This window comes from Mycolicibacter sp. MU0083 (assembly GCF_963378075.1).
Classification (GTDB): domain Bacteria; phylum Actinomycetota; class Actinomycetes; order Mycobacteriales; family Mycobacteriaceae; genus Mycobacterium; species Mycobacterium kokjensenii.
The window spans coordinates 1,872,964-1,891,178 of record NZ_OY726394.1; the positions used below are offsets into that span (position 1 = coordinate 1,872,964).

The 18,215-nt window shown below is 67.1% G+C and carries 14 protein-coding genes, 2 rRNA genes and 1 pseudogene; 15 read left to right on the forward strand and 2 right to left on the reverse strand.

The window, feature by feature from the left end:
* Positions 1 to 125: 125 nt before the first annotated feature.
* Both RCP38_RS08615 and rrf read left to right on the forward strand, forming a co-directional pair.
* Positions 126 to 3,245, forward strand: a 23S ribosomal RNA gene (locus RCP38_RS08615).
* Between the two features lie 141 nt (positions 3,246 to 3,386).
* A 5S ribosomal RNA gene (rrf, locus tag RCP38_RS08620) occupies positions 3,387 to 3,499 on the forward strand.
* A 180-nt stretch (positions 3,500 to 3,679) separates the two neighbouring features.
* Here rrf and RCP38_RS08625 read toward each other — a convergent pair.
* On the reverse strand, positions 3,680 to 3,853 hold the full coding sequence (locus RCP38_RS08625) for a hypothetical protein (RefSeq protein WP_308477469.1): 174 nt from the start codon (positions 3,851 to 3,853) through the stop codon (positions 3,680 to 3,682).
* Between the two features lie 369 nt (positions 3,854 to 4,222).
* Here RCP38_RS08625 and RCP38_RS08630 point away from each other — a divergent pair.
* The 11 genes and pseudogenes from RCP38_RS08630 to xerD form a co-directional block, all read left to right on the forward strand.
* Positions 4,223 to 4,939 (forward strand): annotated as a pseudogene (locus RCP38_RS08630) (tetratricopeptide repeat protein); the annotation flags it as partial.
* 36 nt (positions 4,940 to 4,975) lie between these two features.
* Positions 4,976 to 5,962, forward strand: a complete 987-nt coding sequence (locus RCP38_RS08635; protein ID WP_308477131.1) for an HAD-IIA family hydrolase — start codon at positions 4,976 to 4,978, stop codon at positions 5,960 to 5,962.
* Between the two features lie 28 nt (positions 5,963 to 5,990).
* The gene (locus tag RCP38_RS08640; protein ID WP_308476741.1) at positions 5,991 to 6,167 is read left to right on the forward strand and encodes a hypothetical protein; all 177 of its coding nucleotides are present in this window, start codon (positions 5,991 to 5,993) and stop codon (positions 6,165 to 6,167) included.
* Between the two features lie 7 nt (positions 6,168 to 6,174).
* Positions 6,175 to 6,981, forward strand: a complete 807-nt coding sequence (locus tag RCP38_RS08645; protein WP_308476743.1) for a TlyA family RNA methyltransferase — start codon at positions 6,175 to 6,177, stop codon at positions 6,979 to 6,981.
* Entirely contained in the window at positions 6,978 to 7,910 is a 933-nt protein-coding gene (locus tag RCP38_RS08650; protein ID WP_308476745.1) for an NAD kinase, read from the forward strand. The genes RCP38_RS08645 and RCP38_RS08650 overlap by 4 nt, the downstream gene beginning before the upstream one ends.
* Positions 7,911 to 7,922: 12 nt before the next feature.
* Entirely contained in the window at positions 7,923 to 9,737 is a 1,815-nt protein-coding gene (recN, locus tag RCP38_RS08655) for a DNA repair protein RecN (protein WP_308476747.1), read from the forward strand.
* Between the two features lie 91 nt (positions 9,738 to 9,828).
* The gene (gene steA / locus RCP38_RS08660) at positions 9,829 to 11,010 is read left to right on the forward strand and encodes a putative cytokinetic ring protein SteA (RefSeq protein WP_308476749.1); all 1,182 of its coding nucleotides are present in this window, start codon (positions 9,829 to 9,831) and stop codon (positions 11,008 to 11,010) included.
* 37 nt (positions 11,011 to 11,047) lie between these two features.
* The gene (locus RCP38_RS08665) at positions 11,048 to 11,998 is read left to right on the forward strand and encodes a copper transporter (protein WP_308476751.1); all 951 of its coding nucleotides are present in this window, start codon (positions 11,048 to 11,050) and stop codon (positions 11,996 to 11,998) included.
* Positions 11,999 to 12,136: 138 nt separating this feature from the next.
* A complete protein-coding gene (locus tag RCP38_RS08670; RefSeq protein WP_308477132.1) occupies positions 12,137 to 13,918 on the forward strand; it encodes a CTP synthase in 1,782 nt (593 codons plus the stop codon).
* Complete coding sequence (locus RCP38_RS08675) at positions 13,911 to 14,534, forward strand: NUDIX domain-containing protein (protein WP_308476753.1); 624 nt, start codon at positions 13,911 to 13,913, stop codon at positions 14,532 to 14,534. The genes RCP38_RS08670 and RCP38_RS08675 overlap by 8 nt, the downstream gene beginning before the upstream one ends.
* A 17-nt stretch (positions 14,535 to 14,551) precedes the next feature.
* Entirely contained in the window at positions 14,552 to 15,487 is a 936-nt protein-coding gene (gene xerD, locus RCP38_RS08680) for a site-specific tyrosine recombinase XerD (RefSeq protein WP_308477133.1), read from the forward strand.
* Between the two features lie 141 nt (positions 15,488 to 15,628).
* On the opposite strand, the gene RCP38_RS08685 is transcribed toward xerD, so the two are convergent.
* Complete coding sequence (locus RCP38_RS08685) at positions 15,629 to 16,384, reverse strand: O-methyltransferase (RefSeq protein ID WP_308476755.1); 756 nt, start codon at positions 16,382 to 16,384, stop codon at positions 15,629 to 15,631.
* Positions 16,385 to 16,507: 123 nt separating this feature from the next.
* Here RCP38_RS08685 and RCP38_RS08690 point away from each other — a divergent pair, with 123 nt between their 5' ends.
* Positions 16,508 to 17,362, forward strand: a complete 855-nt coding sequence (locus RCP38_RS08690; protein WP_308476757.1) for a ParA family protein — start codon at positions 16,508 to 16,510, stop codon at positions 17,360 to 17,362.
* Entirely contained in the window at positions 17,359 to 18,207 is an 849-nt protein-coding gene (locus RCP38_RS08695) for a segregation/condensation protein A (protein ID WP_373692472.1), read from the forward strand. The genes RCP38_RS08690 and RCP38_RS08695 overlap by 4 nt, the downstream gene beginning before the upstream one ends.
* Positions 18,208 to 18,215: the final 8 nt, after the last annotated feature.

Here is an 18,215-nt window from a genome sequence, read left to right on the forward strand (position 1 = left end):
TGGGTGTGTTGTCGCTCCATCTTGGTGGTGGGGTGTGGTGTTTGTTTTGTGGATAGTGGTTGCGAGCATCTAACAAGCAAGTTTTCTTGTTTGTTTTGCAATTTTTGTTTCTTGGTTTTTGTGATTTGTAAGTGTTTAAGGGCGCATGGTGGATGCCTTGGCATCGAGAGCCGATGAAGGACGTTGGAGGCTGCGATATGCCTCGGGGAGCTGCCAACCGAGCGTGGATCCGAGGATGTCCGAATGGGGAAACCCGGCACGAGTGATGTCGTGTCACCAACCGGTGAATGTATAGCCGGTGGGGAGGTAACGCGGGGAAGTGAAACATCTCAGTACCCGTAGGAAGAGAAAACAAAATGTGATTCCGTGAGTAGTGGCGAGCGAAAGCGGAGGATGGCTAAACCGTATGCATGTGATACCGGGTAGGGGTTGTGTGTGCGGGGTTGTGGGAGCGTTGCTTCTGGTTCTACTCGACCGGAGGGCAGTGAGAAAGTGTTGTGGTTAGCGGAAGTGGCCTGGGATGGTCTGCCGTAGACGGTGAGAGCCCGGTACGTGAAAATCCGACACCTGCCTTGTGATGTTTCCCGAGTAGCAGCGGGCCCGTGGAATCTGCTGTGAATCTGCCGGGACCACCCGGTAAGCCTGAATACTACTCGATGACCGATAGCGGATTAGTACCGTGAGGGAATGGTGAAAAGTACCCCGGGAGGGGAGTGAAATAGTACCTGAAACCATGTGCCTACAATCCGTCAGAGCCCTCCCTTGTGGTGGGGTGATGGCGTGCCTTTTGAAGAATGAGCCTGCGAGTCACCGGCACGTCGCGAGGTTAACCCGTGTGGGGTAGCCGTAGCGAAAGCGAGTCTGAATAGGGCGTATCCAGTTCGTAGGAGCTGGTGTAGTGGCGTGTTGTGGACCCGAAGCGGAGTGATCTACCCATGGCCAGGGTGAAGCGCGGGTAAGACCGCGTGGAGGCCCGAACCCACTTAGGTTGAAGACTGAGGGGATGAGTTGTGGGTAGGGGTGAAAGGCCAATCAAACTCCGTGATAGCTGGTTCTCCCCGAAATGCATTTAGGTGCAGCGTTGCGTGTTTCTCACTGGAGGTAGAGCTACTGGATGGCCGATGGGCCCTACTAGGTTACTGACGTCAGCCAAACTCCGAATGCCGGTGAGTGTAAGCGTGGCAGTGAGACGGCGGGGGATAAGCTCCGTGCGTCGAGAGGGAAACAGCCCAGATCGCCGGCTAAGGCCCCAAAGCGTGTGCTAAGTGGAAAAGGATGTGCAGTCGCTTAGACAACCAGGAGGTTGGCTTAGAAGCAGCCACCCTTGAAAGAGTGCGTAATAGCTCACTGGTCAAGTGATTGTGCGCCGATAATGTAGCGGGGCTCAAGCACACCGCCGAAGCCGCGGCAATACGTAAGTATTGGGTAGGGGAGCGTCCTGCATCCGGTGAAGCCACAGAGTGATCTAGTGGTGGAGGGTGTGGGAGTGAGAATGCAGGCATGAGTAGCGATGAGGCAAGTGAGAACCTTGCCCGCCGAAAGACCAAGGGTTCCTGGGCCAGGCCAGTCCTCCCAGGGTGAGTCGGGACCTAAGGCGAGGCCGACAGGCGTAGTCGATGGACAACGGGTTGATATTCCCGTACCCGTGTGTGGGCGTCCCTGATGAATCCATTCTGCTAACCACCCAAATGGTGGATGACTTGATCCTTCGGGTGAGAGCTTCTGCCGGCTGCGTGGGACCCGGGTGGGTAGTAGTCAAGCGATGGGGTGACGCAGGAAGGTAGCCGTACCAGTCAGTGGTAATACTGGGGCAAGCCCGTAGGAAGTCAGATAGGCAAATCCGTCTGGCATATATTCCGAGAGGTGATGCATAGCCGATTGCGGCGAATTCGGTGATCCTATGCTGCCGAGAAAAGCCTCTAGCGAGCACACACACGGCCCGTACCCCAAACCAACACAGGTGGTCAGGTAGAGAATACCAAGGCGTACGAGTGAACTATGGTTAAGGAACTCGGCAAAATACCCCCGTAACTTCGGGAGAAGGGGGACCCTCATACCGTCATGGCCTTCGCGGCCGGCAGCGGGAGGGGGTCGCAGAAACCAGTGAGAAGCGACTGTTTACTAAAAACACAGGTCCGTGCGAAGTCGCAAGACGATGTATACGGACTGACGCCTGCCCGGTGCTGGAAGGTTAAGAGGACCGGTTAACCCTTCGGGGTGAAGCTGAGAATTTAAGCCCCAGTAAACGGCGGTGGTAACTATAACCATCCTAAGGTAGCGAAATTCCTTGTCGGGTAAGTTCCGACCTGCACGAATGGCGTAACGACTTCTCAACTGTCTCAACCATAGACTCGGCGAAATTGCATTACGAGTAAAGATGCTCGTTACGCGCGGCAGGACGAAAAGACCCCGGGACCTTCACTATAGCTTGGTATTGATGTTCGATGCGGTTTGTGTAGGATAGGTGGGAGACTGTGAAACCCGCACGCCAGTGTGGGTGGAGTCGTTGTTGAAATACCACTCTGATCGTATTGGACCTCTAACTTCGAACCATGAAGCTGGTTCAGGGACAGTGCCTGGTGGGTAGTTTAACTGGGGCGGTTGCCTCCTAAAATGTAACGGAGGCGCCCAAAGGTTCCCTCAACCTGGACGGCAATCAGGTGTTGAGTGTAAGTGCACAAGGGAGCTTGACTGTAAGACTGACACGTCGAACAGGGACGAAAGTCGGGACTAGTGATCCGGCACCCCCGAGTGGAAGGGGTGTCGCTCAACGGATAAAAGGTACCCCGGGGATAACAGGCTGATCTTCCCCAAGAGTCCATATCGACGGGATGGTTTGGCACCTCGATGTCGGCTCGTCGCATCCTGGGGCTGGAGCAGGTCCCAAGGGTTGGGCTGTTCGCCCATTAAAGCGGCACGCGAGCTGGGTTTAGAACGTCGTGAGACAGTTCGGTCTCTATCCGCCGCGCGCGTCAGAATCTTGAGGAAACCTGTCCCTAGTACGAGAGGACCGGGACGGACGAACCTCTGGTGTACCAGTTGTTCCACCAGGAGCACGGCTGGATGGCTACGTTCGGACAGGATAACCGCTGAAAGCATCTAAGCGGGAAACCCACTCCAAGACCAGGATTCTCACCCTTTTAGAGGGATAAGGCCCCCCGCAGACCACGGGATCGATAGACCAGACCTGGAAGCACCGCAAGGTGTGCAGGGAACTGGCACTAACCGGCCGAAAACTTACAACACAAAGAAACAACATGTGTTGCCCGCAACCACACACCACAAAAAACAAGCCACACCCCGCCACCAAACACACTTGGTGACCCGGTAGGCCCACCACCACACCACCCGCGTGTGGCCGGCCCACCACCACAAAAAAATAGAGTTACGGCGGAAATAGCGACAGGGAAACGCCCGGTCCCATCCCGAACCCGGAAGCTAAGCCTGTCAGCGCCGATGATACTGCCCACACGGGTGGAAAAGTAGGACACCGCCGAACACAATTTAAAGAAACGCCCCCCGACACCGTCGGGGGGCGTTTCCCATTCCCCCAACACAAATATCGATTTCCGCCCGGATAGCGGAATACGGTTCAGAGCCGCTATGTCGTGCATCGATGCACTCGCCGGAGTATTGCCGGCGGGCCGTATCCTTACACGAGGTATTAGGACGGAAGGTTTCAGTGGCCGACAACAGAGCAGATGGTGAGCGGCGTCAACCGCGAGGTGAAGACGCAGGCGGCCATCGTGGCCCGCAACAACGACGGGGATCCGGCGACCAACGCCGTACGCCCACCGGCGACCAGCGCCGTGGACCGAGGGACTCCGGGCCGGATCGCGACCGTCGTCCGCACGCACGTCGCGACGACGGTGGTTCGCGACCGCCGCGGGACCGGGACGGGTCGTGGACTCCCCGCGACCGGGACGGCTCGCGACCACCGCGCGACCGCGACGGCTCCTGGACTCCTCGCGACCGCGATGGCTCGCGTCCACCCCGCGACCGCGACGGCTCCTGGACCCCTCGCGACCGCGACGGTTCACGTCCGCCCCGCGACCGCGACGGGTCCCGGCCTCCTCGGGACCGCGACGGCAACTGGACACCCCGCGACCGCGACGGTTCACGTCCCCCGCGAGACCGCGACGGTGGCTCCCGTCCCGGGCGCGACTACAACAGCGGTTCGCGGCCCCCGCGGGACTACAACGGTGGATCACGTCCCCCGCGGGACCGCGACGCTGCGTCGCGTCCGTCGCGACCGGCCGGCGAAGCATCCGGGACGCGCTACGACGACCCGCCGCTGCCCGAGGGTATCGAACCCAAGCAGTTGGCTCCCGAAGTGCGCCGCGAACTGAGCACGCTCAACCGCGTGACCGCGGACGCGGTGGCCTGTCATCTGGTGGCCGCCGGAATGCTGCTCGACGAGGACCCGCAGCAGGCACTGCTGCACGCCAAAGCGGCCCGGGCGCGTTCGACGCGGATCACCGCGGTACGCGAAGCGGTCGGGATCGCGGCCTATCAGTGCGGCGACTGGTCACAGGCGGCCGGGGAACTGCGGGCGGCCCGCCGGATGGGCAGCAAATCGGCGCTGCTGCCGCTGATCGCCGACTGCGAACGCGGTCTGGGCAGGCCGCAGCGGGCCATCGAATTGGCCACCGGCCCGGAAGCCGAGGAACTCGAGGGCGACGAGGCCGATGAGATGCGGATCGTCGCCGCCGGCGCCCGCGCCGACCTGGGACAGCTCGAACAGGCCCTCACGGTGCTCTCGGCCGCGCAGACCGACCCGGAACGCACCGGCTCGACGGTGGCACGACTGCACTACGCGCACGGCGAGACGCTGGTGGCCCTGGGACGCAGCGAGGAAGCCCTGGAGTGGTTCCTGAAGGCGGCCGCCGCCGACACCGAAGGCGTCACCGACGTCGAAGACCGTATCGCCGAACTCGGCGGCACCGCGACCCTTGCCGAGGAATACGACTGCGCGTTGCTGGATCTGGACGGCACGGTGTTCCGCGGTGGCGAACCGACCGTCGGCGCGGTGGAGACCCTCGCCGAGCTGGAGAGCCGGGCGCTGTTCATCACCAACAACTCCTCGCGCGACGCCGCGCAGGTGGCCGAACACTTGACCGGGTTGGGCTTCACCGCCACCGCCGACGACGTGGTCACCAGCGGCCAGATCGCCGCAGCACTGCTGGCAGAGCAGTTGTCCGCCGGTGCGCGGGTGCTGGTGCTGGGGTCGGAGTCGCTGGCTGCGGAGATCACCGGTGCCGGGCTGGAACCGGTCAGGCTGGCCGCCGACGAGCCGGCCGCGGTCATACAGGGCCTGTTCACCGAACTGACCTGGGCGGACCTGGCCGAGGCGGCCCTGGCGATCCGGTCCGGCGCGGTGTGGATGACCACCAACGTCGACAAGACGCTGCCGTCGGAACGCGGCCTGCTGCCCGGCAACGGATCGATGGTCGCCGCACTGCGGGCCGCGACCGACGCCGAGCCGCAGGTGGCGGGTAAACCCGGACCGGCGCTGCTGACCGCCGCATTGGCACGCGGCGAGTTCTACGCGCCGCTGGTGGTCGGTGACCGGCTCGACACCGACATCGCCGCCGCCAACGCCGCGGCGCTGCCCAGCCTGATGGTGCTCACCGGGGTGAACTCCGCACGCGACGCGGTCGGGGCGGTGCCCGAGCAACGGCCCACCTATATCGGCCACGACCTGCGGGCGCTCAACGTCGACGCCGGCACGCTGGCGGTTGGCCCGCAGCCGTTCTGGAACGTCGAAGTGGACGGCACGACCGTCACCGTCAGCTCGGCGGAGGCCGAAGACGAAGACGGCGACGGCCTGTCGGTGGTGCGAGCACTGGCCTGCGCGGTAGCCGATGCGGAACTGGTCGGACAGGCCTTCACCGTCGCCGCCGGCGACGACACCGCCGAGGCCGCGCTACAGCAGTGGTCGCTGCTGGGAACGTGGCCGTAATCGGTATCGACTAGCGTGAGTGGCACCCATGAACACTGAGATTGAGGACGTCCGGGCCCGCGTCGCCGCGGTGCTGGCCGAGCTGCCCGGGGAAGCCGAACTGGCCGAACTTCCGGCGCACACCGATCTCAACGCCTTGGCGCAGCGGCTCGAAGAAGCCCACCAGGTGTTGGTGCGGGCGCTGGAGTCGGTGGAGAAGGGCTGAAACTGGCATGTCGCGGCGTGCTCGCGTCGATGCCGAACTGGTGCGACGCGGATTGGCCCGGTCTCGGCAACAGGCCGCTGAATTGATCGCGGCCGGCAAGGTCACCATCGACGGTATTCCGGCGGTCAAACCCGCCACCGCGGTGGCGATCACCGCCGCACTGGCGGTGGCCGACGACGGCGAACGTACCTGGGTGTCCCGCGGGGCGCACAAGCTGATCGGGGCCCTGGACGCCTTCGGAATCGGCGTCGCCGGCCGGCACTGCCTGGACGCCGGCGCCTCGACCGGCGGATTCACCGAGGTGCTGCTCGACCGGGGTGCCGCCCGGGTGGTCGCGGTGGACGTCGGCTACGGCCAGATCGCGTGGTCGTTGCGCACCGATGAGCGGGTGGTGGTGATCGAACGCACCAACGTCCGCAGCCTGACCCCGGAGATGGTCGGTGCGCCCGCGCAGTTGATCGTCGCCGACCTGTCGTTCATCTCGCTGGCCACCGTGCTGCCGGCGCTGGCCGGTTGCGCGGCACCGGACGCCGATATCGTTCCGATGGTGAAACCGCAGTTCGAGGTCGGACGCCGACAAGTCGGTGCCGGCGGGGTGGTCTCGGATCCGGCGTTGCGCGCCGAGGCGGTGCTCGCGGTGGCCCACCGCGCCCACGAGTTGGGCTGGGGCACCGTCGCCGTGACCGCCAGCCCGTTGCCGGGACCGTCCGGCAACGTCGAATACTTTCTGCATCTGCGCGCCGCTGCCGAGCCACTGACCGGCGATGCGTTGACCGCGGCCGTCCACGAAGCCGTTGCGAGGGGCCCACAATGAACACCGGAGAACGACAGCGCACCGTGTTGCTGGTCGCGCACAGTGGCCGTGAAGAAGCCACCGACACCGCCCGCCGGGTGGAGAAGGTTCTGGCCGAACACGGCATCGCGTTACGCATGCTGACCTCCGAGGCCGTCGACAAGGGCTCGCTGCACCTGGAATCCGGTGACCGCGGCGAACCCGGTGGCGAGACCGACCGGGCCGACCCCGACAGCGGGGCCGCCCAGGGCTGCGAGTTGGTGTTGGTGCTCGGCGGCGACGGGACATTCCTGCGGGCCGCGGAATTGGCCCGCAGCGCCGGCATTCCGGTGCTGGGCGTCAATCTGGGCCGGATCGGATTCCTGGCGGAGGCCGAGGCCGACACCATCGACCAGGTGCTGGACAAGATCATCGCCCGCGACTACCGGGTCGAGGACCGGATGACGCTGGACGTGGTGGTGCGCGTCGACGGGCAGGTCGTCGACAGCGGATGGGCGCTCAACGAGGCCAGCATGGAGAAGGGCCCGCAACTGGGGGTGCTGGGCGTCGTCGTCGAGGTGGACGGGCGGCCGGTGTCGACGTTCGGCTGTGACGGAGTGCTGGTGTCGACTCCGACCGGTTCCACCGCCTACGCGTTCTCCGCCGGCGGCCCGGTGCTCTGGCCGGACCTGGACGCGATCCTGGTGGTGCCCAACAACGCCCACGCCCTGTTCGCCCGTCCCATGGTGACCAGTCCGAACTCCGCGATCGCCATCGAGGTGGAAAGCGACGGCCACGACGCACTGGTGTTCTGCGACGGCCGCCGCAAGATGCTGGTCCCCGCGGGCGGACGTCTCGAGGTGCAACGCGGTGTCGCCCCGGTGAAATGGGCGCGGCTGGGCCGCTCGCCGTTCACCGACCGATTGGTCCGCAAGTTCCGGCTGCCGGTCACCGGCTGGCGCGGACAGTAGGGACGCCGGCCGGTGCTGACCGAGATCCGTATCGAGTCCCTGGGCGCGATCAGTGCGGCCACCGCCGAATTCGACCGTGGCCTGACGGTGCTGACCGGTGAGACCGGCACCGGCAAGACCATGGTCGTCACCGGACTGCATCTGCTGGGCGGGGCCCGCGCCGATCCCAACCGGGTGCGCTCGGGATCGGCCCGGGCGGTGGTGGAGGGCCGGTTCTGCACCGCAGATCTGGCCCAGACCGCGGCCGCGCAGATCGACGAACTGCTGGAGTCCGCCGGTGCCGAACGCGACGAGGACGGCACCGTGATCGCGGCCCGCTCGGTCAGCAAGGACGGCCCGTCGCGGGCCTACCTGGGCGGTCGCGGGGTGCCCGCCAAATCGTTGACCGGCTTCACCGGCAGCCTGCTGACACTGCACGGCCAGAACGACCAGCTGCGGTTGATGCGGCCCGAGGAACAGCGCGGCGCATTGGATCGCTACGCCGACGTCGGCACCCGATTGGAGCGTTACCGCGCCGCCCGCGAGGCCTGGCAGTCGGCGCGCCGGGAACTCGTCGAACGCCGCGACCGGGCCCGGGATCTGGCGCTGGAGGCCGACCGGCTCACCTTCGCGTTGCGTGAGATCGACGCGGTCGACCCGCAGCCCGGCGAAGACGACGCCCTGACCACCGACATCCGTCGGCTCTCCGAACTCGACGCCCTACGCGCCGCGGCCGCCGCGGCACGTGCGGCACTGGCCGGCGGCTTGGGGGAAGAGGCCGACGCCCTCGACGCCGCCGGTGGGCCCAGCTCGGCCACCGACCGGCTGGGGCAGGCGAAGTCGGCGCTGGCCGGCACCGACGACTCCGCGCTGCAGGCCCTGGGCGCACAACTCGGCGACGCACTCACCGTCGTCGGCGATGTGGCCCGCGAACTCGGCGGTTACCTCGACGATCTGCCCACCGGCGCCGACGCCCTCGACGCCAAACTGGCCCGGCAGGCCGAACTGCGCACCCTGACCCGCAAATACGCCGCCGACATCGACGGGGTGCTGGCGTGGGCAGCCGAATCGCGGGAGCGCCTGACGCAGCTCGACGTCTCCGAGGAGGCCCTGACCGGCTTGGCCCGCCGGGTCGACGAGCTGGCCGAGCAGGTGGCCAAGACCGCCACCGACCTCAGCGCGGCACGGACCAAGGCCGCCCGCGGACTGGCCAAAGCGGTCAGCGCCGAACTGTCCGGGCTGGCGATGGCCGACGCCGAGTTCAGCATCGCGGTGTCGACCGGCACGGCGGCCGACGGCGACCCGGCGGCGCTGCGGTTGCCGTCCGGGCAGTGCGTGCACGCCGGGCCCGACGGTATCGACGACGTCGAGTTCGGCTTGGCCCCGCATCGCGGGATGACGGTGCTGCCGCTGGCCAAGAGTGCCTCGGGCGGTGAGTTGTCCCGGGTGATGCTGGCCCTGGAGGTGGTGCTGGCCACGTCGTCGCGGTCGGCGGCGGCGCGCAATTCGGCCGGCACCACGATGGTCTTCGACGAGGTCGACGCCGGGGTCGGGGGGCGTGCCGCGGTGCAGATCGGACGGCGGTTGGCCCGGCTGGCCCGTACCCACCAGGTGATCGTGGTGACGCACCTGCCCCAGGTGGCGGCCTACGCCGACGTGCACCTGATGGTGGAACCCACCGGGCGCAACGGCGCGAGCGCAGTGCGGCGCTTAGAGCCCGACGACCGGGTCGGGGAGCTGGCCCGGATGCTGGCCGGGCTCGGCGAGACCGACACGGCCAGGGCCCACGCGCGCGAATTGCTCGATGCCGCTCAAGAGGATCGGGGCACCGCAGCCACCCCCGATTAGCTGTTACTGATGTGACTGGATTGAACTTCTGGGGCAGGTGTTACGGCGCGCCTCCCGGCTTTTCTGGGCATTCCCGGCCAGAATCGCGCCCATGAAGATGTCTGCGCTGCTGTCTCGTAACACCGCACGGCCTGGCCTCGTCGGCACGGCCCGGGTCGACCACGACATCGACCGACTGCTGCGTCGGGTGGGCCCCGGCGACATCGTGGTCCTCGACATTCTCGATCTGGACCGGATCACCGCCGACGCGTTGGTGGAGGCGCAGATCGCCGGCGTCGTCAACGCCTCGGCGTCGATCTCCGGGCGCTACCCCAACCTGGGGCCGGAGGTGCTCGTCGCCAACGGGATCGTGCTGATCGACGAAGCCGGCCCGACGGTGTTCAAGAAGATCCGCGACGGCGCCAAGGTCCGGCTGTACCAGGGCGGCGTCTACTCCGGGGATCGCCGCCTGGCGCGCGGCATGGAGCGCAGCGACATCGAGATCGCCGACCTGATGATCGAGGCCAAGAGCGGGCTGGTGGCCCACCTGGAATCCTTCGCCGGCAACACCATCGAGTTCATCCGCAGTGAGAGCCCGCTGCTGATCGACGGCATCGGCATCCCCGAGATCGACGTCGACCTGCGCCGCCGCCACGTGGTCCTGGTCGGCGACGAGCCCACCGCCGCCGACGACCTGAAGTGCCTCAAGCCGTTCATCAAGGAGTACCAGCCGGTGCTGGTCGGCGTCGGCGGCGGCGCCGACGTGCTGCGCAAGGCGGGCTACCGTCCGCAGCTGATCGTCGGCGACCCCGACCAGATGAGCGCCGAGGTGCTGCGCTGCGGTTCACAGGTGGTGCTGCCGGCCGACGCCGACGGCCACGCCCCCGGCCTGGAGCGCATCCAGGATCTGGGTGTGGGTGCCATGACGTTCCCGGCCGCCGGTTCGGCGATGGACCTGGCGCTGCTGCTGGCCGACCACCACGGTGCGGCCCTGCTGGTGACCGCCGGGCACACCGCCAACATCGAGACCTTCTTCGACCGGACGCGGCAGTTGAGCAATCCGTCGATGTTCATGACCCGGCTCAAGGTCGGTCAGAAGCTGGTGGACGCCCGCGCGGTGGCCACCCTGTACCGCAACCGGATCTCGGCGGGCGCGATCGCCCTGCTGGTGCTGACCATGCTGATGGCGATCGTCGTCGCACTGTGGGTGTCGCGGACCGACGCGGTGGTGTTGGAGTGGCTCGGCAACTACTGGCACCACCTGTCGCAGTGGCTGCGGCACTGGGTGACATAACCGGGTTCGACGGACAAGGATCGAGGCCGGCACCGCGATGATCACCCCCCGATATCATGCGATGTCGCTGACCGCCGTGCTGTTGGCGCTGGTGTTCGGCGTCGTGATGGGTTCCGGGCTGCTCTCGGGTCCGTTGATGGCGGGCCTGCAGACCGACAAACAGGACCTGCGGGATCAGATCGACGCGCTGAAGCAGCAGCAGGAAGTGTCGAGCCAACGCCTCGACAGCGCAAACGATTTCGACGCCCAGATGGCGCCGCGCATCGTGCACGACGCACTGAACGGGAAATCGGTGGTGATCTTCCGCGCCCCGGACGCCTCCGACGACGACGTCGACGCGGTATCGCGGATCATCGGCCAGGCCGGGGGAGCGGTCACCGGAACGGTGAGCCTGACCGCCCAGTTCGTCGAGGGCAACGCCGAGGAGAAACTGCGGGCGGTCCTGGAATCAGGGATCGTTCCGGCCGGCGCCCAACTGAGCACCACCCTGGTCGATCAGGACGCGCAGACCGGTGACCTGCTGGGGATCGCGCTGCTGACCAACCCCCGCCGTTCCGAGCCGCCGGCCGCACCGGTCGACGACACCCAACGCGACACCGTGCTGGCCGCGCTGCGCGACACCGGGTTCATCACCTACCCGCAGCCGCGTCTCGCCGCGGCCAACGCGGCGGTGGTGGTCACCGGGGGAGCGCTGCCCGAGGACGCCGGCGCCGGAGGGCTGAGCGTCGCCCGGTTCGCCGCGGCGCTGGCCCCGCACGGCGCGGGAACGGTGCTGGCCGGCCGGGACGGGTCGGCCTCGGGTACCGCCGCCGTGGCGATGGCCCGCACCGATCCCGCGGTGGCCGGCGCCGTCAGCACGGTCGACGACGTGGATATCGAATCGGGGCGGATCACCACCGTCATGGCGCTGAGCAGCCTGATCAACGGCGGGCAGCCCGGCCAGTACGGCATCGGCCACGGCGCCGCATCGGTCACGGTGGCGCATTAGCGGCGACCGGTGAGGCCGCCGCCACAGGCCGGTCCGGGCGTGTCTGGAGCCGAGTCGCCCGGTCGATGTTAGGGTGAGATTCCGTGGGTCGGCAGGCCCTCAGTTCCTGCGCCGTCACGGAGGTTGGTGTTGCCACCACTGCGAAAGCATCCGCAAACCGAGCCGAAGCATCTCTTCGTCACGGGCGGAGTTGCGTCCTCGCTGGGTAAGGGTTTGACCGCAAGTAGCTTGGGCCAGTTGCTGATTGCCCGAGGCATTCAGGTCACCATGCAAAAGCTGGACCCCTACCTCAACGTCGATCCCGGAACCATGAACCCGTTCCAGCACGGCGAGGTGTTCGTCACCGAGGACGGCGCCGAGACCGACCTCGACGTCGGCCACTACGAGCGTTTCCTGGACCGCGACCTGTCCGGTTCGGCGAACGTCACCACCGGGCAGGTGTATTCGACCGTCATCGCCAAGGAACGCCGCGGCGAATACCTCGGCGACACCGTGCAGGTGATCCCGCACATCACCGACGAGATCAAGCGGCGCATCCTGTCGATGTCCGAACCCGATGCCGACGGCCGGCGCCCCGACGTCGTCATCACCGAGATCGGCGGCACGGTCGGCGACATCGAGTCCCAGCCGTTCCTGGAAGCGGCCCGGCAGGTACGCCACGACGTCGGCCGCGACAACGTGTTCTTCCTGCACGTGTCGCTGGTGCCGTACCTGGCCCCGTCGGGCGAGCTCAAGACCAAGCCCACCCAGCACTCGGTCGCCGCGCTGCGCAGCATCGGCATCACCCCCGACGCGCTGATCCTGCGCTGCGACCGCGAGGTGCCCGAGGCGCTGAAGAACAAAATCGCGCTGATGTGCGACGTCGACGTCGACGGGGTGATCTCCACTCCCGACGCGCCGTCGATCTACGACATTCCCAAGGTGCTGCACCGCGAGGAACTGGACGCCTACGTGGTGCGCAGGCTGAACCTGCCGTTCAAGGACGTCGACTGGACCGAGTGGGACGAACTGCTGCGTCGCGTCCACGAACCCCACGAGACCGTTCGAATCGCATTGGTGGGCAAGTACATCGACCTGTCCGACGCCTACCTGTCGGTGACCGAGGCGCTGCGGGCCGGCGGCTTCGCGCACTACGCGAAGGTCGAGATCAACTGGGTCGCCTCCGATGAGTGCGAGACCCCGGCCGGAGCGGCGGCCGCACTCGGCGATATGCACGGGGTGCTGATCCCGGGCGGCTTCGGCATCCGGGGCATCGAGGGCAAGATCGGCGCTATCTCCTACGCCCGCACGCACGGACTGCCGGTGCTGGGCCTGTGCCTGGGCCTGCAGTGCATCGTCATCGACGCGGCCCGGACCGCCGGGATCACCGACGCCAGCTCGGCGGAGTTCGACCCCGACACCCCGGCCCCGGTCATCGCGACCATGGCCGACCAGCAGGATGCGGTCGCCGGGACCGCCGACCTCGGTGGCACCATGCGGTTGGGTGCCTATCCGGCTGTGCTCGAGGCGGATTCGATCGTGGCCGAGGCCTACCAGGCGACCGAGGTGTCCGAACGGCACCGGCACCGTTTCGAGGTCAACAACGCCTACCGCGACAAGATCGCCGAGAGCGGGCTGCGGTTCTCCGGCACCTCCCCGGACGGCAAGCTGGTCGAATTCGTCGAATACCCACGCGAGGTGCACCCGTTCCTGGTGGGCACCCAGGCGCATCCGGAACTGAAGAGCCGGCCCACCCGGGCGCATCCGCTGTTCGCGGCCTTCGTGGGCGCCGTGATGGACTACAAGGCCGCCGAGCGTCTGCCGGTGGAGATCCCCGAGCAGCACCACGACGCCCCGAGCACCGAGGCGCGGGGCGGAAGTGCTCAGCCGTTGACCGACCCACTGCAAGAAGCGCTGCCGGAACACGTCACCCGTGGCTGACCACGTCTTCGAGACCACATCATCGCAGCTGCTGCACAGCGGCAAGATTTTTGCGCTGCGCCGCGACGAGGTCTTGATGCCCGGCGGGGCGACGGCGACCCGGGACGTGGTGGAGCACTTCGGGGCGGTCGGCGTGGTCGCGATGGACGCCGACGGCCGGATCCCGCTGATCTACCAGTACCGGCACGCGCTGGGACGGCGACTGTGGGAACTGCCGGCCGGCCTGCTCGACGTCGGGGGCGAACCGGCCCACCTGACCGCCGGACGCGAACTGGTCGAGGAGGCTGGGCTGACGGCGAGCACCTGGCGGGTGCTGGTCGACCTGGACTCCACGCCGGGCTTCTCCGACGAGTCGGTGCGGGTGTATCTGGCCACCGGGCTGACCGAGGTGGAGCGTCCCGAAGCCCACGACGAGGAAGCCGACCTCACCCTGGCCTGGTATCCGATCGCCGAGGCGGCCCGGATGGTGTTTCGCGGCGAGATCGTCAATGCCATTGCGGTAGCAGGCATTCTGGCCGCCTACACCCACGCTCAGGGCTTTGCCGACCTGCGCGATCTGGACGCCGAGTGGGTGGACCGGCCGACCGCGTTCGCGGCAAGGCAGAACCGGCCATGACCACCGCGACCCGGCCGGTGGGCCCGCTGGCCGGGCAGTTGCAGGGGTATCTGGACCACCTGACCATCGAGCGCGGGGTCGCCGCCAATACGTTGAGCTCCTACCGGCGCGACCTCCGTCGCTACCAGGAGCACCTGTCGGCACGCGGCATCGAAGACCTGGCCGCGGTCGGTGAACACGATGTCACCGACTTCCTGGTGGCGCTGCGGCGCGGCGACCCCGACAACGGGATCCCCGAGTTGTCGGCGGTCTCGGCGGGGCGCGCGCTGATCGCGGTGCGCGGCCTGCACCGGTTCGCCGTCGCCGAGGGACTGGTGCCGGTGGATGTGGCGCGGGCGGTCAAGCCGCCGACACCGGGGCGGCGACTGCCCAAGAGCCTGACCGTCGACGAGGTGACGGCGCTGCTGGCCGGGGCCGGCGGCGACAGCGCCTCGGACGGGCCGCTGACATTGCGCAACCGTGCGCTGCTGGAACTGTTGTACTCCACCGGATCCCGGATCTCCGAAGCTGTCGGCCTGGACATCGACGACATCGACGTCACCGACCGCTCGGTGCTGCTGCGCGGTAAGGGCGGCAAGCAGCGCCTGGTGCCGGTGGGCCGACCGGCGGTAGCGGCGTTGGACGCCTACCTGGTGCGGGGTCGTCCGGAACTCAGCGGCCGCGGCCGTGGGACCGCGGCGGTGTTCCTCAATGCGCGCGGTGGGCGGCTGTCGCGGCAGAGCGCCTGGCAGGTGTTGCAGGACGCGGCGGAGCGGGCCGGGATCACCTCGAAGGTGTCCCCGCACACGCTGCGGCACTCGTTCGCCACCCATCTGCTCGACGGCGGCGCCGACGTGCGGGTGGTGCAGGAGTTGCTCGGCCACGCCTCGGTGACCACCACGCAGATCTATACGTTGGTCACCGTCAACGCGCTGCGCGAGGTGTGGGCCGGGGCCCACCCCCGCGCCCGTTAACCACGGGGCCACCTTGTCGCGAGCGTGCGTGTCTGTCCGGCGACACGCCGCGAAAGCCGGCATTCTGCGCACGCTCGCGCAGCACATCAACCGCTCGGTTGATACGGCGGTCCAGTTTCGGCTCTCCTCCGTCGAGGCTCGCTAACTGCCCAGATAGGTCGACTCCAGCACCAGATCGTGCAACAGGCTCTGGTACTCGACGTGGGTCTTGTGTTCGACGGTGTCCCAGCGCGCCCCCTGCTGGGCCTGCATGTACTCGCGGTACCGCGGTGCTCCGGGCAACTTGACGTTGTCGGCCACCACCACCGAACCCGGATGCAGCCAGCCCCGATCCAGGATGGCGTGCAGATCCGGCAGGTAGGCGTCCTTGTCGTGATCGATGAACAAGAAGTCCAGCGCGCCGGCGCCGAAACCGTGCCGGGCGGTCAGGGCGTCCAGGGTGCGCCCGCCGTCACCGATGGTGCCCACCACGCAGGTGATCCGGTCGGCCACCCCGGCGTGCTCCCAGATCTGCCGCGCATTGGCGGCGTTGGCCTCGGCCAGCTCGATCGAATAGATCCGGGCGGCCGGGGCGGCGCGGGCGATCCGCAGTGCGCTGTATCCGCAGTAGGTGCCCAATTCGAGCGCCAGCGCCGGGTCGACGCGACGCACCGCGGCGTCGAGCAACAGGCCTTTCTCATCACCGATATTGATCAGCAGCGACTTCTCGTAGGCGAATTCGTCGATGCGGGCCAGAACGTCGTCGACGTCACCGGGACGGGCGTTGGCCAGCACATACTCGACCGCCGCAGCCTCGCGACCATCGCCGATCTGGCCGGTTGTGACGATGTTGCGAGCCCCCGTCGCGATTCGCAGAAACGACCACCGCAGGAACGGAAGACGTTTTTTCAGATCCATGGGTGCGAGTTTATGGCGCTTTGCGCCGACTATCACTGGTCATGTGGTCAATACAGGGCAATACCGAGCCCGGTCACCTACTAGACTTCAGCGGATGTCCGCCACCACAGCGCCGGATCGGCCATGAAAGACGAGAACCCCAGTGTCGGCTTGACCGGGCGTCCGCCGCGGAACATCCCCGAGCCGCAGCCCCGTTCGACGCACGGTCCGGCCAAGGTCATCGCGATGTGCAACCAGAAGGGCGGCGTCGGCAAGACGACGTCGACCATCAATCTCGGTGCCGCACTGGCCGAATACGGCCGCAAGGTACTGCTGGTGGACCTCGACCCGCAGGGTGCGCTGTCCGCCGGGCTGGGTGTGCCGCACTACGAGCTGGCGCACACCGTGCACAACCTGCTGGTCGAGCCGCGCGTCGACATCGACGACGTGCTGGTGCACACCGCGGTGGAGAACCTCGACCTGGTGCCCTCCAACATCGACCTGTCCGCCGCCGAGATCCAGTTGGTCAACGAGGTGGGGCGCGAGCACTCGTTGTCGCGGGCGCTGCGGCCGGTGCTGGACCGCTACGACTACCTGCTGATCGACTGCCAGCCGTCGCTGGGCCTGCTCACCGTCAACGGTCTGGCCTGCGCCGACGGAGTGCTGATCCCCACCGAGTGTGAATACTTCTCGCTGCGCGGACTGGCGTTGCTGACCGACACCGTCGAGAAGGTCCGCGACCGGCTCAACCCCAAGCTGGCGATCAGCGGCATCCTGCTGACCCGGTACGACCCGCGCACGGTCAACTCCCGCGAGGTGATGTCGCGGGTGGTGGAGCGTTTCGGCGATCTGGTGTTCGACACCGTGATCACCCGCACGGTGCGGTTCCCGGAGACCACGGTGGCCGGCGAGCCGATCACCACCTGGGCCCCCAAGTCCGGGGGCGCACAGGCCTACCGTGCGTTGGCCCGCGAAGTCATCGACCGCTTCGGCGCGTGAACGTCGACACCGAGACGGCCGACGCGCCCGCCGACGCGACGGCAGAGGCGCCCGCCGACACGCACGGCTTCCAGGTCCGGCTGACCAACTTCGAGGGGCCGTTCGACCTGCTGCTGCAGCTGATCTTCGCCCATCGCCTCGATGTCACCGAAGTGGCGCTGCACCAGGTCACCGATGACTTCATCGCCTACACCCGCGACGTCGGCTCGCAGCTGGAACTCGAGGAGACGACGGCCTTCCTGGTGATCGCCGCCACCCTGCTCGACCTCAAGGCGGCGCGGCTGTTGCCCGCCGGACAGGTCGACGACGAAGAGGACCTGGCGTTGCTGGAGGTCCGCGACCTGCTGTTCGCGCGGCTGCTGCAGTACCGGGCGTTCAAGCACGTCGCGCAGATGTTCGCCGAACTGGAAGCCGCCGCACTGCGCAGCTATCCGCGCGCGGTGGCGCTCGAAGACGGTTACGCCAACCTGTTGCCCGAGGTGATGCTGGGCGTCGACGCCGATTCGTTCGCCCAGATCGCGGCCGCGGCGTTCACCCCGCGCCCGGTACCGACGGTGGGTACCGAGCACCTGCATCGGGTGATGGTGTCGGTGCCCGAGCAGGCCGGTGTGGTGCTGCGCCTGCTGGAGGCCCGCGGAACCGGCCAGTGGGCGTCGTTCACCGAACTGGTGGCCGACTGCACCGTGCCGATCGAGATCGTCGGACGCTTCCTGGCGCTGCTCGAACTGTATCGAGCCCGGGCGGTAGCATTTGAGCAGTCAGAACCACTTGGTGTGCTCCAGGTGTCGTGGACGGGGGAACGCCCCACCAATGAAGACCTGGCGAAAGCAGAATTGGCCGAGTAGTGCGAGAC